This is a genomic window from Bradyrhizobium uaiense (assembly GCF_010811875.1).
GTDB lineage: Bacteria > Pseudomonadota > Alphaproteobacteria > Rhizobiales > Xanthobacteraceae > Bradyrhizobium > Bradyrhizobium uaiense.
The window spans coordinates 1-16,166 of sequence record NZ_VKHP01000219.1 but is presented as its reverse complement, the minus strand read 5'-3'; the positions used below and the strand labels follow the sequence as shown (position 1 = coordinate 16,166).

The window sequence follows — 16,166 nt, the reverse complement described above, 5'->3', positions numbered from 1 at the left end:
CCCTCCCCCGCAAGGGGGGAGGGAGCCTGAACAGCGTGCCCTCCTCACATTGCAGGATCATAGGCTCGCCACCCTGAGCCGCAGCGCGGCGCTCTGGCGGTGATGCGCGTGGGTGATCGCGACCGCGAGCGCGTCCGCGGCATCGGCGGACGGCGGCTCGGCCTTCGGCAGCAAGATCTTCAGCATCACCTGGATCTGGTTCTTCTCGGCATGACCGGCGCCGACCACGGTCTTCTTGACCTGGTTCGGCGCGTATTCGGCGACAGAGATACCGAACATGGCGGGCGCCAGCATGGCGACGCCGCGCGCCTGGCCGAGCTTCAGCGTGGCGACGCCGTCCTTGTTGACGAAGGTTTGCTCGACCGCCGCCTCCGCCGGCCTGTAGTCGCCGAGCACGGCGGCCAGCCCCTCATGGATCGCGAGCAGCCGGCTCGCCAGCGGCAGATCGTCCGGCGGCTCGACCGAACCGCAGCCGATATACACCAGACGGTTGCCTTCGGTCTCGATCACGCCCCAGCCGGTGCGGCGGAGACCCGGATCGATACCGATGATGCGGACGGGAGAGCGAATCGGCTGGGATGTCATGGGGTAGTGATACCGCCTGCGCCGGGAGAACGAAACACAAACGGGGGCTCATCCCCTGCCGCGGTCGCCGCCGGCCCCGCTCGTCCCGCCCTTGCTCGTCATCCCCCGCGAAAGCGGGGGATCCAGTACGCCGCGGCTTCTCCGATCAAACGCAGGTCTCTGGAATACTGGATCGCCCGGTCGAGGCCGGGCGATGACGACGGAGCAAGTGGATCACCCGCCCATCTTCGCGATCAGCGCGTCGGACACCTCGAAATTGGCGAACACGTTCTGGACGTCGTCGTGCTCGTTGAGCAGGTCCATCAGCTTCAACAGCTTTTCGCCGGTCTCGTCGTCGACCGCGACGGTGTTCTGCGGCTTCCAGGTCAGTGCCGCCTTGCGCGGCTCGCCGAACTTGGCTTCCAGCGCTTTTGCGACCTCGCGGAAGGTGTCCTGCGAGGCGTAGACCTCATGGCCGCCCTCGCTGGAAACCACGTCGTCGGCGCCGGCCTCGATCGCGGCATCCAGCATCGCGTCGTCGGAGGCGACCTTGGCGTCGTATTCGATGATGCCGGTGTGGTCGAACATGAAGGCGACCGAGCCGGTTTCGCCGAGATTGCCGCCTGATTTCGTGAAGAAGGAACGGATGTCGGAGGCGGCGCGATTGCGATTGTCGGTCAGCGCTTCGACGATCACGGCGACGCCACCGGGACCGTAGCCCTCATAGCGGATCTCGTCATAGTTCTCGCCATCGCTGCCCGAGGCCTTCTTGATGGCGCGCTCGATATTGTCCTTGGGCATGTTCTCGACACGCGCCGCGACCACGGCTGCGCGCAGCCGCGCGTTCATCGCCGGATCCGGGGTGCCGAGCTTGGCCGCCACGGTGATTTCGCGGGCCAGCTTGCCGAAAAGCTTCGACTTCTGGGCATCCTGCCGGCCCTTGCGGTGCATGATGTTCTTGAATTGGGAATGGCCGGCCATGCGACGTCTCTTCGGAGCTTGGGTGGAAAACGCGGCCTTATAGGCCCCTGGCGACCAAAATCAAAGGTCGGCAGGGACCGTCCGGCAGAGGAATACTACCGCAAGCCGGAATATGAGGCACTTGTTAACCATGACTTCATGCCCGGATGCGAGGATCGCCCCGGTCCCGCCGTAACTCTCCAAGAACCCCCAAAGAGCTCCCATGGCGTTCGGTTTGTTTCGAAAGCAAGTGCCGGAGCAGGCCGCGCCTGGCGTCGCGCCGCAGGTTCCGACCGCGGCTGCGCCCGAAGTCGCAACCGAGACTGATTCGTCCAGGGAGATCCTGGAACTGCTGGAACTCGAGCTCGGCGCGATGATCCGCCAGCTCGAGCGCGCCGCGGGCTCGGTCGCCGACGGCGCCGAAGCGACGGCAGCCAAGCTCGCGACCATCCGCTCCCGCACCGACGCCCTCACCGGCCGCAGCAGCGATGCGCAGAGCACCGCAACGACGTTCTCCGAGGCCGCTGACCGCTTCACCCATTCCGCCGAAGGCATCGGGGCGCAGGTGCGAAGCGCGAGCCAGCTCGCCGACGATGCCGCCGCCGCGGCGCGCGAGGCCACCGCCAATGTCGATCGCTTGCGGGAATCCTCGGCTGCGATCGGCAATGTGGTCAATCTGATCGCGCAGATCGCGCGGCAGACCACGCTCCTGGCGCTCAACTCGACCATCGAGGCCGCGCGCGCCGGTGCCGCCGGCAAAGGCTTTGCGGTGGTCGCAACCGAGGTCAAGGCGCTCGCGGTGCAGACCCAGAGCGCGACCGAAGAGATCACGCGGAAGATCGAGGCGTTGCAGAAGGACGCCACCGGATCGGCGGACGCCGTGCATCGCATCTCGGAGGCGATCGAAAAAATCCGCCCGGTATTCGACAACGTCAACGGTGCGGTCGCCGAGCAGAACCAGATCACCGGCGAGATGGGCCAGAATGCGGCCTCCGCCTCCCACTTCATCGTCTCGGTCGGCACCAGCGCCGGCGAGATCGATTCGGCAACCCAGGAAGCCGCCGCGCATGGCGACAATGTCGCCAAGGCCGGCAAGGCGGTGACCGCCTTCGCCCAGAAGCTGAAGGCACGCTGCGCGGTGCTGCTGCGCCAGGACGAGCGCGGCGATCCGCGCAAGAACGAGCGGCTGCCCTGCAGCCTCACCATCGAGGTCACGACTGCGCGGGGCATCGTCACCGCGCCGGTCTACGAGATCGCGATGGACGGCATCCTGATCGGCGGGCCTGACGCCGAGAAGTTGCCGGCCCACGAGACCCTGAGCGCAACCTTGCAGGATATCGGCCCGTGCCGGATCAGGATCGCCGACCGCGCCAAGGCAGGTAGCCAGGCGCGGTTCGAGGCGGCGACATCAGAGCTGCGCGAGAAGATCGAAGACCGGATGTGGGCGATCCACGAGGAGAACGCCGAACTCGTCACCCGCGCGATGGAAGCCGGCCGCGCGCTGAGCAGGATCTTCGAGAACGGGCTCGACAGCGGCGCGATCGCGATCGCCGACATGTTCGACACCGACTATGTCGAGATCGCAGGCACCAACCCGGTGCAGTACCGCACCAGGATGCTGGACTGGGCGGATCGTTCGCTGCCCGCGCTGCTCGAGGCGTTCCTCGCCAAGGACAAGCGCCTGGCGTTCTGCGCGACGGTCGACCGCAACGGCTACCTGCCGGTTCACAACAAGATCTACTCGCATCCGCAGCGGCCGGGCGATGTCGCCTACAACACCGCCAATTGCCGCAATCGCCGCATCTTCAACGATGCCGCAGGCCTTGCCGCCGCGCAAAACCAGCGCGCCTATCTGGTGCAGAGCTATGCGCGCGACATGGGCAACGGCACCACCGTGATGATGCGCGAGATCGACGTGCCGATCCGCGTCCGCGGCCGACACTGGGGCGCCTTCCGCACCGCCTACAAACTTTGATCGGAATTCTTGTAGCCCGGATGGAGCGAAGCGTAATCCGGGACACGCAGTGCACGCTCAGGCAAGACCGGCGACGCGAATCACGCTTTAGATCGGAATGGGGAATGCTGCGGCGGCTCGACGGGCCGCTGTGACGGGAGGACGTGCTGACATGTCGGCTGCGCAGCTTGCAGTGCTGGATATCTCATCGGACCGGACGCTGGCCGAACGGCTGGTCGACCAGCTTGCCGACCGCATCGGCGGCCTCGGGGTCGAGCTTGCCGACATCGCCGGCAACGTCCAGGAGGTCGCGAACCGCGTCAGCAGCCAGTCGGAGCGGTTCCACCATTTGCAGGAGACCGCCGAGATCATGGTCTCGGCCAATCACGACATCGCCAATGCCTCGCAGGCGGTGCAGACGACTGCATCCGCCGCGGTCGGCCAGATCGCGGAATCGCGCAACGCCGTCGAGACGGCGGTCAGTCACATCGCTGAGCTCGTCGCCGCCGTCGGGCGGATCGAGGCGCGGCTCGCCGCGGTCGGCTCCGCGCTGAGCCAGGTCGCCAAGGTCTCCGGGTCGATCGAGGCCATCGCCAAGCAGACCAATCTTTTGGCGCTCAACGCCACGATCGAGGCCGCGCGCGCCGGCAACGCCGGCCGCGGCTTTGCCGTGGTCGCAAGCGAGGTGAAGAACCTTGCGGAAGCAACGCGCCAGGCGACGCATCAGATCTCCGACACCGTGCGCGATCTCGACGGCCAGATCGGCAGCCTGATCGGCGAGAGCAGCGATGCCTCGCCGCGCGCCAAGAGCACCGGCGAAGGCGCCCAGCAGATCTCCGGCATCATCACGCGCGTCCAGGAAGGCTTCTCATCCGTCGGCGCCGAGATCGGCAGCGTCGCGCGCGCCGCGACCTCCAATCTCGGTCATTGCGACACGGTGATCACGGAGCTGAACGAGCTTGCCGAGGGCGTCGATCTCTCCTCGCGCGACCTCAAGCACGCCGACGGCCGCGTAGCGAAGCTGCTCGAGCTTTCCGAGAGCCTGATCGTGACGATCGCAGACAGCGGCGTGGAGACCTCGGATGCGCCGCTGATCCGCGTCGTGATCGAGACCGCAAAGCGGATCTCCGAGCTGTTCGAGGGTGCCGTCGCACGCGGCGAGATCACGCTGGCGCAATTGATGGACGAGAAGTATCGCGAGATCGCGGGCACCAATCCGAAGCAGTATCTGACCGACTATGTCAGCTTCACCGACCGCGTGCTGCCCGCGATTCAGGATCCGATCCAGAAGACCGATCCGCGCATCGTGTTCTGCGTCGCCTGGGCACGCAGCGGCTATCTGCCGACCCACAATCCGAACTACCGGCTGCCGCAGGGGCCGGACCCGGTGTGGAACAACGCCAATTGCCGCAACCGCCGCTTGTTCAACGACCGCGCGGTAAGCAAGGTCGCAGCCAATACCAAACCGTTCCTGCTGCAGACCTACCGCCGCGACATGGGCGGCGGCAATTTCGTGCTGATGAAGGACCTGTCGTCGCCGATCGTCGTGAACGGCCGCCACTGGGGCGCGTTCCGGATGGGTTTTCGGCAGGGCTAGCGTGATCCCGTAGCCCGAGAACCCCGCCAACGCTTGAACCGGCTGCGCAAAAATCAAAGAACAGCGCAGCTATTCGTCTTGGCCTTTTTTCGAAGCATTTGGGATTACGGAGACAACCACTGATTTGGATCCCGCAGGCTGTCCAACACGTAGTACCGGGTGTCCTTCGGGTGTTCTGCAAGGTGATCCCGGCTCTCCCACGCCGTCTTCCACTCACCAACCGCTGTCATGGGCGTGAAAGTCCGATCATCATTTTGTCGATAGACACGCCATATCGGCAATTCTGATGCGACCCCGCTGTCGAGAAATGCGGCAACGAAGCCAGGATGCCAACTCGTGTCCATTCCCATTGACGCCGGCTGCCCACCTTCGCTCATAGATACCATTCCCCAAGGTCTTCGAGGGCCGTGGCCCTCATTGCAATAGGCCAACGCCAAGTCCCAGTTGGGGTCCTCGAATGTCGTCCAGCACGGATATTGCTGCCCGGGCGAGCCATAGTCCCAGTCCCGCATAACAACATGCGGTTCGACCAAACGCTGTCTGATGAAGGTCACAGTGGCCTTATGATCGATTGTCGCAAGCTCGGTCTCGATAAGTCCCTTCAGCCACTCCTCCGAGACGCTCATGTCGAGATCACCAATCAGCAAGACTACTCAAGTCCAGAAGCCCGGCACCGCGGGCTCGAGCCGCCCGCCGGCGCGCACCGGCGCGACCTTGACTGCAAGCCCGGTCGTATCGTCGGTCTCGACCGCGATGCCACTCAGTGTCGCGACGCCGCCGGCCGGCTCGAAACGGCCGGAGGGAATGCCGGTGAGGAAGCGCTGCAGCGGCTCCTCCTTCTGCATGCCGATCACTGAATCATAATCGCCGGTCATGCCGGCATCGCTCATATAGGCGGTGCCGCCGGGCAGCACCTGGTGGTCGGCGGTCGGAACATGGGTATGGGTCCCGACCACGAGGCTGACGCGGCCGTCGCAGAAGAAGCCGATGCCCTGCTTCTCGCTCGTGGCCTCGGCATGGAAATCGAGCACGATGGCATCACAGCCTTCGCGCAGCGGGCAGGCCTCGAGTTCGCGATCGATCGCGCTGAACGGATCGTTCGAGGACGGCTCCATGAAGACGCGGCCGATCGCGTTGAGAACCAGTGCGCGCTTGCCGCTCTTGGTATCGACCAGCGTGGCGCCGCGGCCCGGCGAATGGCGCGGGAAATTCAAGGGGCGGATCAGGCGCGGCGCGCGCTCGATGAAGACCAGCGCCTCCTTCTGATTCCAGGCATGGTTGCCGAGCGTGATCGCGTCGGCGCCGGCATCGAGCAGCTCCTGATAGATCGCCTCGGTGATGCCGAAGCCGCCGGCGGAATTCTCGCCATTGACGACGACGAGGTCGAGCGACCAGTCCCTGATCATGCCGGGAAGGTGGTCGGCGATGGCGGTGCGGCCGGTCCTGCCGACGACGTCACCAACGAAAAGAATACGCAAGGCTAGGCACTCCGGAAATCGAACGTCTTGCGCTCCGTTAGCACATAATCGAGCGGGACGTCGTGCGACAGCGCCGGAATGGCCTTGGTTTCCTGTGCAGCAAAGGCGACCCCGACCCCGATCACATGCTTGGCCTTGCGCAGATGTGCAAAGGTATAGTCGTAATAGCCGGCGCCATAGCCGATGCGGTGGCCGAGCTTGTCGAATGCGGCAAGCGGCACCAGCATCACGTCGGGATGAACCTCGGCCGCGGCCGGTGACGGCTCGGGAATGCCGAGCGGCCCGAGCATCAGGCGGTCCTGCGGCGACCAGTTGCGGAAGGTCAGCGACTGGCCGCGCGCATTGATGCAGGGCAGTGCGAGCCGCGCACCCTTGTCGGCCAGCTTCTTCATCAACGGCGCCGGATCGAGTTCGCTGCGGATCGGTGCATAGCCGGAGATGATCATGCCCTGCGTGATCTCGAACGGCGCGCCGCGCTTGGCAAGCGCCTCGGCAGCAGTCGCGCGCTGCTCGTCGCTCAGCGCGTCGCGCTTGGCGAGGGCAAGCGCCCGAAGCTCGGCCTTCGATGGAGATGCGTGCATGATCCATCTTCCGCTGTCGTCGTCCGCGACAACGGACGATCCATCATTCCACAGACGCTAGCTTTCGTAAGACCAGCCGCGGCGCGCCGGACGCCCTGCTTCGCAGGGGACAGCGCTGCACCACAATCGAACCGCCGCCGCGCGACGACCAGGCAACAGCAAAAATAGTGCGAAGCCGCAGAGGCCGTTGGAGCGCTCGATCCCGGAGTTCCCTACGAAAGTAGGTGGGCACCATATGTCCGGGTCCACGGACCCGGCCAGGGACAGTTCCCTAAAGGATCGATAAGGCCCCGGGGATATATGGCTCCTGACGCACGACGCAGCTTCGCGGGGGCTAATCTAGCTATCGTTGCCGCAATCCGCCAGCGGTAAGGACGACGCAGAGCTCCTGCTCTCTCTTCCCCCTCCCCCGGGAGAGCATTTGCGGGTGCGCGGCGCCAAAATATTGAAAACAACCCCATGCAAAGTAGCGGCGGTGGCGGGAGTTCGATCAATCTGCTTGACGCGTCGGGCAACTCACGGATACTTTTCCAATATTCCGAAATCCAGCAACCCACAGTCGCCCTCAGGGCGCGCGTGCTTCTGTAACCGACGTTCCCACGTCGTCATGGCCGATCGCCATATCGGATAGCCCTGCCCCCAGCAGAGGGGGTCACCCGATCGCGATGCCGCCGCCGATGGTGCGGTTGAGCACCTGCGTGGTGCGCTCGATCCGCTCGGCGGCGGCGTTGAGCGCGTTGGAGACCGCGGTCTGGGTCGCGCGGGCGCGGTCGGTAGCGGCGACGCGGGCATTGCGCAGCTGCTCGACCTCTTCCTCGAGGCTGCGGATGCGCGCGCTCGCATCGACCAGTTCGTCGCAGGCGGTGAGCGCCGCCATCACCGTGAGCCTGGCATCGCCGATCTCGCCGAACTTGCCGCGCAGCGATTCGACGCGCTGCTGGAGATTTTCCGCGAGCTTCAACAGCCGCACCTCCTGGCCCTCCTCGCAGGCCATCCGGTATTGCCGGCCGTTGATGGTGACGTTGATGTGGCTCATCTGCCTTCTCCGCCCTCGAGCACGGCGCGAATCGTGCCGATCGCCGCGTCGAGCTTTTCCGCGATGTCGCGATTGACGCGCTCGAGCTTGCGCGACTTCACCAGCGATCCGTCGAGCTCGTCGGCTAGGCGGGAGCGATCGGCGCCGAGCGCCTGAATCCGGCTCGCCAATTCATTCTCGTCGCGGTCGGCCTCGCGCCGCCGCTCGACCGAGCTTTCCAGCGCATCGAGCGCTGACATCAGCCGCTTTGTCGCAGCATCGATATCGGCAAGCGGTGCCTCGGTATTGCCAGACCCGTTGGCGAGACGATCACTCATGACACGCGGCGTGGACCCCTCAGGTAGGCCGTTAGAGATGGCTGCCGCACGGCAAAACTGGCGGTTCGGCAAGCGTTTACGGGACGAAATTTACGTGGCAAGCGAGCCCAGCGCAACGGAAGTGCAGAACTATGCACCGTTCAATGAAATAGGGCGATTTCGGGCAACTTTTCCCCGTTTTGGGGCGTTTCATCGCCTTGGACTTGCGGAATTGAGGTGCTAATCCACCCTCCAACCCGTAAGGCCATCCACGCGCGTATCGCGGCTGCCCGCCCCGATGCGTCCAGCAATCAGCTCCTCATTCCAGGCGGACTTTTCATCATGACGCAGGTCGATCACACCCGTATGGCCAATGCGATCCGTGGCCTTGCCATGGACGCCGTCGAGAAGGCGAATTCCGGCCATCCCGGCCTGCCGATGGGCGCCGCCGACATCGCGACCGTCCTGTTCACGAAATTCCTGAAGTTCGATGCCGCCGACACGGCATGGCCCGATCGCGATCGCTTCGTGCTCTCCGCCGGCCACGGCTCGATGCTGCTCTATGCGTTGCTGTACCTCACCGGCAACAAGGACATGACGCTCGACCAGATCAAGCATTTCCGCCAGCTCGGATCGCTGACGCCGGGCCATCCGGAGAACTTCCACACCAAGGGCATCGAGACCACCACCGGTCCGCTCGGCCAGGGCATTGCGACCGCGGTCGGCATGGCGCTCGCCGAGAAGATGCTCGCCGCCGAGTTCGGCAAGAAGATCGTCCATCACCACACCTATGTGCTCGCCTCCGACGGCGACCTGATGGAAGGCATCTCGCAGGAAGCGATCGCGCTGGCCGGCCACTGGCGGCTCAACAAGATGATCGTGCTGTACGACGACAACGGCATCTCGATCGACGGCCCGACCTCGATCGCCGATTCCGTCGATCAGGTGAAGCGCTTCAAGTCCGCGGGCTGGGCCGCCGAATTGATCGACGGCCATGATCCGGAGGCGATTGCCGCTGCGATCACCCGCGCGCAGAAATCCAGCAAGCCTTCGCTGATCGCCTGCAAGACCACGATCGGCTTCGGCGCACCGACCAGGGCCGGCACCGCCAAGGCGCATGGCGAAGCGCTCGGCGCCGCTGAGCTCAAGGGCGCCAAGGAAAAGCTCGGCATCTCGCTCGAGCCGTTCTCGGTGCCCGACGATGTGCTGAAGGCGTGGCGCGAAGCGGGTGCTCGCGGCGCCGCCGAGCACAAGGCCTGGGACGAGCAGTTCGCGCAGCTCGGCAACCGCAAGCGCGCCGAGTTCGAGCGCCGGATCCGTCACGAGCGGCCGCAATCGCTCGCCAAGGGACTGCGCGCCTTCAAGAAGGGCCTCCTGGAAAATCCGCTCAACGTCGCGACCCGCAAATCGTCGGAAGCTGCGATCGAGGTGATTGCGGCTGCGATGCCGATGGAATTCGTCGCCGGCTCCGCCGACCTCACCGGCTCCAACAACAACAAGGCGAAGTCGGCAGTGGGATTCGCCGCCAAGACGCCGAAGGGCCGCTTCATCCATTACGGAATTCGCGAGCACGGCATGGCGGCGTGCCTCAACGGCATCTTCCTGCATGGCGGCTTCGCGCCGAACGGCGCCACCTTCCTGGTGTTCACGGACTATGCGCGTGGCGCGATGCGCCTGTCGGCGCTGATGGGCACCGGCGTCGTCTATGTCATGACCCATGACTCGATCGGCCTCGGCGAGGACGGCCCGACCCACCAGCCGGTCGAGCACCTCTCTGCACTGCGCGCGATGCCCAACATGCGCGTGTTCCGTCCCTGCGACGCGGTCGAGACCGCCGAGTGCTGGGAACTGGCGCTCAACCGCATCGACGGACCGACGGTGCTGGCGCTGACCCGCCAGAACCTGCCGCAGCTCCGCGCCACGGCTCCGAACGACAATCCGTGCAGCCACGGCGCCTACGAGCTGGTCGCGGCGCAGGGCGACGCAAAAGTGTCATTGTTCGCCTCCGGTTCCGAGGTCCAGATCGCGGTCGAGGCGCAGAAGCAGCTCGCCGGGCGCGGCATCGCGACGCGGGTCGTCTCGGTCCCGTCGCTGGAATTGCTGCTGGCGCAGCCCGCCGAGCGGCAAAACGCCATTATCGGCAACGCTCCGGTCAAGATCGCGATCGAGGCCGCGGTGCGCTGGGGCTGGGATGCCGTGATCGGCCGTGACGGCGAATTCATCGGCATGCACGGTTTCGGTGCCAGCGCCCCGGCGAAGGACCTTTTCCCGCATTTCGGCATTACCGCTGAAGCCGTCGTTAACGCTGCCACGAAGCGCGTCTGACGCTGGCCTGACACCCGCGGGCCAAGGTTGAGCTTGACGCGAAAAAGGATTACCAAAGCTCCATCTTTTCCGTACGCGCCCGGCTGAACCGGGCGTTCCGCCGTAAAAACCTCGTGGGAGCCCTCCCGCGGGGCTGACAACAGCATTAGAGGAGACGAGCATGGCAATCCGCGTCGCGATCAACGGGTTTGGGCGTATCGGCCGCAATGTGTTGCGCGCCATCGCCGAGTCCGGCCGCAAGGACATCGAGGTGGTCGGCATCAACGACCTCGGCCCGGTCGAGACCAACGCGCATCTGCTGCGCTTCGATTCCGTGCATGGCCGCTTTCCGGGCACCGTGACCGTCGACGGCGATTCGATCAGCGTCGGCGACAACAAGATCAAGGTCTCGGCCGAGCGCGATCCCTCCAAGCTGCCGTGGAAGGCCCTCGGCGTCGACATCGCGCTGGAATGCACCGGCATCTTCACCGCCAAGGACAAGGCCTCCGCGCATCTGACCGCCGGCGCCAAGCGCGTGCTGGTCTCGGCCCCGGCCGATGGCGCCGACGCCACTATCGTCTACGGCGTCAACCATGACACGCTGAACAAGGATCAGCTCGTCGTCTCCAACGGCTCCTGCACCACCAACTGCCTCGCGCCGGTTGCCAAGGTGTTGAACGAGACGGTCGGCATCGAGACCGGCTTCATGACCACGATTCACGCCTATACCGGCGACCAGCCGACGCTCGACACCCTGCACAAGGATCTCTATCGCGGCCGCGCCGCTGCGATGTCGATGATCCCGACCTCGACCGGCGCCGCCAAGGCGATCGGCCTGGTGCTGCCGGAGCTGAAGGGCAAGCTCGACGGCGTCTCGATCCGCGTGCCGACCCCGAACGTCTCGGTGATCGACCTGAAGATCGTCGCCAAGCGCGCCACCGACGCCAAGGAAATCAACGAGGCGATGAAGCGTGCCTCTGAGCAGCAGCTCAAGGGCATTCTGGGCTTTACCACCGCGCCGAACGTCTCGATCGACTTCAACCACGATCCGCACTCGGCCACCTTCCACATGGACCAGACCAAGGTGCAGAACGGCACGCTGGTGCGTGTAATGGCGTGGTACGACAATGAGTGGGGCTTCTCGAACCGCATGGCGGACACCGCCGTCGCGATCGGCAAGCTGCTCTAAAGAAAGACCACCCGCGATGCCCGGCCCTGTGCCGGGCATCCGCGTCTTTGCCCCCGCATTCGCGACCTCGACGGCCGCGACATCGGCAAGCGAAAAGCGACGCCGTCCCCGGACGGCTGTGTCCGGCCGCACAGGAAACGCTCATGACAAAATCGTTCCGCACCCTCGACGACGTCAACGTGAAGGGCAAGCGCGTGCTGCTGCGCGTCGACCTCAACGTCCCCATGGACGGCGGCCGCGTCACCGACGCCACCCGGCTCGAGCGCGTTGCGCCCACCATCACCGAAATCTCCGACAAGGGCGGCAAGGTGATCCTGCTCGCCCATTTCGGCCGCCCCAAGGGACGCGATGCCAAGGACTCGCTGAAGCCGGTCGCTGAAGCGCTGTCGAAGGTGATCAAGCGCCCGGTCGCCTTCGCCGAAGATTGCATCGGCGAAGCCGCAGCAACTGCCGTTGCAGCACTCAAGGATGGCGACATCCTCTGCCTCGAGAACACCCGCTTCCACAAGGAAGAGGAGAAGAACGACGCCGGCTTCGTCGCGGAGCTCGCAAAGCTCGGCGACATCTGGGTCAACGACGCCTTTTCCGCCGCACATCGCGCCCACGCCACCACCGAAGGCCTCGGCCACAAGCTGCCCGCCTATGCCGGCCGCACCATGCAGGCCGAGCTCGACGCGCTCGGCAAGGCGCTGGAAGCACCGACCAAGCCCGTGATCGCGATCATCGGCGGCGCCAAGGTCTCGACCAAGATCGACCTCCTGGAAAACCTCGTGAACAAGGTCGACGCGCTGGTGATCGGCGGCGGCATGGCCAACACCTTCCTGCACGCGCAGGGCATCGCGGTCGGCAAGTCGCTCGCCGAGAAGGACCTCGCCGCGACCGCGCTGCGGATCATGGAAAAGGCCAACGCCGCGAACTGCGCGATCATCCTCCCCGTCGATGCCGTTGTCGCCAACCAGTTTGCCGCCAACGCGCCGTCGCACGCCTATGGCCTCGACGCGATCCCGGCCGACGGCATGATCCTCGACGTCGGCCCGCAATCGATCGCGCGCATCCATGCCGCGATCGACGACGCGGCGACGCTGGTCTGGAACGGACCGCTCGGCGCCTTCGAATTGACGCCGTTCGACCGCGGCACCGTGGTGTCGGCCAAGCACGCCGCCGAACGCACCAAGGCGAAGAAGCTGATCTCGGTCGCCGGCGGCGGCGATACCGTTGCGGCGCTGAACCAGGCGGGCGTGGCCGGTGATTTTTCCTACGTCTCGACCGCCGGCGGCGCGTTTCTTGAATGGATGGAAGGCAAGCCGCTGCCGGGCGTCGAAGTTCTGAAAAAGGGTTGATCCAGAGCATGATCCGGAAAGGCGTGAAGCGGCTTTCCGAAAGGATCATGCTCAAACAATGAGCTAAAGCGCGATGACGATTCAACCTAAGCTCATCGCGCTTCAAATCCGCGAACGCGCACACCAGGGAGAAATGGAATGGCTCGCATAACGTTGCGGCAACTGCTCGACCACGCGGCCGAGCATGATTACGGGGTACCAGCCTTCAACATCAACAACATGGAGCAGGCGCTGGCGATCATGGCTGCGGCCTCCGAGGTCGACGCGCCCGTCATCATCCAGGCCTCGCGCGGCGCGCGGTCCTATGCCAACGACGTCATGCTCAAGCACATGATGGATGCCGTCACCGAGATCTACCCGCAGATCCCGGTCTGCGTGCATCTCGACCACGGCAACGAGCCCGCCACCTGCATGACCGCGATCCAGGCCGGCTTCACCTCGGTCATGATGGACGGCTCGCTGAAGGCCGACGGCAAGACCCCCGGTGACTGGGACTACAATGTCGGCGTCACCAGGACGGTGACCGGCATGGCCCATCTCGGCGGCATCTCGGTGGAGGGCGAGCTCGGCGTGCTCGGCTCGCTCGAGACCGGCATGGGCGACAAGGAAGACGGCCATGGCGCCGAGGGCAAGCTGTCGCATGACCAGCTGCTGACCAATCCGGACGAAGCCGTGAAGTTCGTCCAGGAAACCAAGGTCGACGCGCTGGCGATCGCGATGGGCACCTCGCACGGTGCCTACAAGTTCACCCGCAAGCCCGACGGCGACATCCTCGCCATGAACGTGATCGAGGAAATCCATCGCAAGCTGCCGAACACGCATCTGGTGATGCACGGCTCCTCGTCGGTCCCGCAGGAATTGCAGGAGATCATCAACGCCAATGGCGGCAAGATGAAGCCGACCTGGGGCGTGCCGGTCGCCGAGATCCAGCGCGGCATCAAGAACGGCGTGCGCAAGATCAACATCGACACCGACAACCGGATGGCGATGACCGGCCAGATCCGCAAGGTGCTGAAGGACAATCCCGAAGAGTTCGATCCGCGCAAGTACCTGAAGCCGGCGATGGAGGCGATGACCAAACTGTGCAAGCAGCGCCTGCAGGAGTTCAACACTGCGGGCCACGCCAGCAAGATCAAGAAGGTGCTGACCACGGCGGAAATGGCCAAGCGCTACGCCGCAGGCCAGCTCGATCCCAAGGTTGCCTGACCTGTCCCTCCCTCTCCCCGCCCTTCGCGGGGAGAGGGTTGGGGTGAGGGCTGCTTCAACATTCACGCTGCCAGACGGACTCGGAGAGAGTCCCCCTCACCCGGAACGCATCAATCGATGCGTTCCGACCTCTCCCCGCAAGCGGGGCGAGGTAAAACAGAACAAGCCAAATCCGCTCGCGATTCTGCCCGCGACCAACGTTTTCTAGGCATTTGCCCGAGAACCGCCTATTTTGGTTTGCAAAGGCAATGGCTCTGGAGGACGCTTCCGATGAACCTCGCTGACCTCAACAAGATTGCGCTTGCCATGGTCATCCCGGGCAAGGGCCTGCTCGCCGCCGACGAATCCTCCGGCACCATCAAGAAGCGTTTCGACGCCATCAAGGTCGATTCGACCGAGGACAGCCGCCGCGACTATCGCGAGATGCTGTTCCGCTCGCAGGAGGCGATGAGCAAGTACATCTCCGGCGTCATCCTGTACGACGAGACGATCTGGCAGAATGCCAAGGACGGCACGCCGCTGGTCAAGCTGATCGAGCAGGCCGGCGCGATCCCCGGCATCAAGGTCGACGAAGGCACCCAGGCGCTGCCGAACTGCCCCGGCGAACTCGTCACCGTCGGCCTCGACAAGCTCGCCGAGCGGCTGAAGAAATATTACGAGCGCGGTGCGCGGTTTGCGAAATGGCGCGCGGTGATCGATATCGGCTCCGGCGCAGGCAGCCGCGGCATTCCGACCATGACCGCGATCCGGGTCAACGCCCATGCGCTGGCGCGCTACGCCGCGCTGTGCCAGGCCGCGCAGATCGTCCCGATCGTCGAGCCGGAAGTGCTGATGGACGGCGATCACGACATCGACCGCTGCTATGAGGTGACGCAGCGCGTGCTGAACCGCACCTTCCAGGAATTGCGGGTGCAGCGCGTCGCGCTGGAAGGCATGATCCTGAAGCCGAACATGGCGATCTCGGGCAAGAAGTGCCCGAAGCAGGCGTCGGTCCAGGAAGTCGCCGAGAAGACCATCCGCCTGCTCAAGAGCTGCGTCCCGGCCGCGGTGCCCGGCATCGCCTTCCTCTCCGGCGGACAGAGTGACGAGGAGGCGACCGCGCATCTCGACGCCATGAACAAGATCGGCCATTTGCCCTGGCGGCTGACCTTCTCCTACGGCCGTGCATTGCAGGCTGCGCCGCAGAAGGCGTGGTCCGGCAAGCCCGACAACGTCCCCGCAGGCCAGCGCGCCTTCTCGCATCGCGCCCGGATGAACGGGTTGGCGAGCACCGGCAATTGGGAAGCCGGCCTCGAAAAACAGGCGGCATAGTTGGCCACCAAGCCCGTTCCGCCGCGGCCGGCACCGCGCCTCTATCTGGCAACCCCGCCGGTCGACGAGCCGTCTCGGCTTGCGGCCGAGCTCACCGAGCTGCTCGCTGCGGCCGATGTCGCGGCCGTTCTGGTGCGGCTGCGCGAAACCGATCCGCGCAGCATGATCTGCACCATCAAGGCGCTGGCGCCTGCGATCCAGAACGCAGGTGCTGCGCTGTTGATCGACGGCCATCCCGACATCGTGGCCCGCGCCGGCGCCGATGGCGCGCATCTGACCGGCGTCGCCGCGATGGAAGAGGCTGCGCCCGCGCTGAAGCCCGACCGCATCGTCGGCGTCGGCGGGCTCGC

The 16,166-nt window shown here is 65.1% G+C and carries 15 protein-coding genes and 1 other RNA gene; 8 read left to right on the top strand and 8 right to left on the bottom strand.

Features of this window, described 5'->3' with window-relative positions; genetic code table 11:
• Positions 1 to 57: 57 nt before the first annotated feature.
• Positions 58 to 585 carry a crossover junction endodeoxyribonuclease RuvC gene (ruvC, locus tag FNJ47_RS36205; RefSeq protein WP_163160679.1) on the bottom strand — a complete coding sequence of 176 codons (528 nt, stop codon included), beginning with the start codon at positions 583 to 585 and terminating at the stop codon, positions 58 to 60.
• A 213-nt stretch (positions 586 to 798) separates the two neighbouring features.
• A complete protein-coding gene (locus tag FNJ47_RS36200; protein ID WP_163160678.1) occupies positions 799 to 1,545 on the bottom strand; it encodes a YebC/PmpR family DNA-binding transcriptional regulator in 747 nt (248 codons plus the stop codon).
• 202 nt (positions 1,546 to 1,747) lie between these two features.
• Here FNJ47_RS36200 and FNJ47_RS36195 point away from each other — a divergent pair, with 202 nt between their 5' ends.
• Both FNJ47_RS36195 and FNJ47_RS36190 read left to right on the top strand, forming a co-directional pair.
• Positions 1,748 to 3,499, top strand: a complete 1,752-nt coding sequence (locus FNJ47_RS36195) for a methyl-accepting chemotaxis protein (protein ID WP_163160677.1) — start codon at positions 1,748 to 1,750, stop codon at positions 3,497 to 3,499.
• A gap of 151 nt (positions 3,500 to 3,650) precedes the next feature.
• Entirely contained in the window at positions 3,651 to 5,075 is a 1,425-nt protein-coding gene (locus FNJ47_RS36190; protein WP_163160676.1) for a methyl-accepting chemotaxis protein, read from the top strand.
• Positions 5,076 to 5,179: 104 nt separating this feature from the next.
• Here the strand turns inward: FNJ47_RS36190 and FNJ47_RS36185 are convergent, their stop codons facing one another.
• The 6 genes from FNJ47_RS36185 to FNJ47_RS36160 form a co-directional block, all read right to left on the bottom strand.
• Complete coding sequence (locus FNJ47_RS36185) at positions 5,180 to 5,722, bottom strand: hypothetical protein (protein ID WP_163160675.1); 543 nt, start codon at positions 5,720 to 5,722, stop codon at positions 5,180 to 5,182.
• Between the two features lie 6 nt (positions 5,723 to 5,728).
• The gene (locus tag FNJ47_RS36180; protein WP_163160674.1) at positions 5,729 to 6,553 is read right to left on the bottom strand and encodes a TIGR00282 family metallophosphoesterase; all 825 of its coding nucleotides are present in this window, start codon (positions 6,551 to 6,553) and stop codon (positions 5,729 to 5,731) included.
• A 2-nt stretch (positions 6,554 to 6,555) separates the two neighbouring features.
• Complete coding sequence (locus FNJ47_RS36175; RefSeq protein ID WP_163160673.1) at positions 6,556 to 7,134, bottom strand: 5-formyltetrahydrofolate cyclo-ligase; 579 nt, start codon at positions 7,132 to 7,134, stop codon at positions 6,556 to 6,558.
• 168 nt (positions 7,135 to 7,302) lie between these two features.
• A non-coding RNA gene (gene ssrS, locus FNJ47_RS36170) (6S RNA) lies at positions 7,303 to 7,463 on the bottom strand.
• 323 nt (positions 7,464 to 7,786) lie between these two features.
• Complete coding sequence (locus FNJ47_RS36165; protein WP_024579212.1) at positions 7,787 to 8,170, bottom strand: cell division protein ZapA; 384 nt, start codon at positions 8,168 to 8,170, stop codon at positions 7,787 to 7,789.
• The gene (locus FNJ47_RS36160; RefSeq protein ID WP_163160672.1) at positions 8,167 to 8,487 is read right to left on the bottom strand and encodes a DUF4164 domain-containing protein; all 321 of its coding nucleotides are present in this window, start codon (positions 8,485 to 8,487) and stop codon (positions 8,167 to 8,169) included. Before FNJ47_RS36160 ends, FNJ47_RS36165 begins: the two co-directional genes overlap by 4 nt.
• A 321-nt stretch (positions 8,488 to 8,808) precedes the next feature.
• On the opposite strand from FNJ47_RS36160, the gene tkt reads away from it, so the two are divergent.
• From tkt to FNJ47_RS36130, 6 genes are all read left to right on the top strand, one after another.
• Complete coding sequence (gene tkt / locus FNJ47_RS36155) at positions 8,809 to 10,791, top strand: transketolase (RefSeq protein ID WP_163160671.1); 1,983 nt, start codon at positions 8,809 to 8,811, stop codon at positions 10,789 to 10,791.
• A gap of 160 nt (positions 10,792 to 10,951) precedes the next feature.
• Positions 10,952 to 11,959: a type I glyceraldehyde-3-phosphate dehydrogenase gene (gap, locus tag FNJ47_RS36150; RefSeq protein ID WP_163160670.1), complete on the top strand. Its 1,008-nt coding sequence runs from the start codon at positions 10,952 to 10,954 to the stop codon at positions 11,957 to 11,959.
• Positions 11,960 to 12,102: 143 nt separating this feature from the next.
• Complete coding sequence (locus FNJ47_RS36145; RefSeq protein WP_163160669.1) at positions 12,103 to 13,299, top strand: phosphoglycerate kinase; 1,197 nt, start codon at positions 12,103 to 12,105, stop codon at positions 13,297 to 13,299.
• Between the two features lie 138 nt (positions 13,300 to 13,437).
• Entirely contained in the window at positions 13,438 to 14,505 is a 1,068-nt protein-coding gene (fba, locus tag FNJ47_RS36140; protein WP_163160668.1) for a class II fructose-bisphosphate aldolase, read from the top strand.
• A gap of 270 nt (positions 14,506 to 14,775) precedes the next feature.
• Positions 14,776 to 15,816 carry a class I fructose-bisphosphate aldolase gene (locus FNJ47_RS36135; protein ID WP_163160667.1) on the top strand — a complete coding sequence of 347 codons (1,041 nt, stop codon included), beginning with the start codon at positions 14,776 to 14,778 and terminating at the stop codon, positions 15,814 to 15,816.
• A partial coding sequence (locus FNJ47_RS36130) for a thiamine phosphate synthase (RefSeq protein WP_175068468.1) occupies positions 15,817 to 16,166 on the top strand: 350 nt, incomplete at its 3' end. It abuts the gene before it with no gap.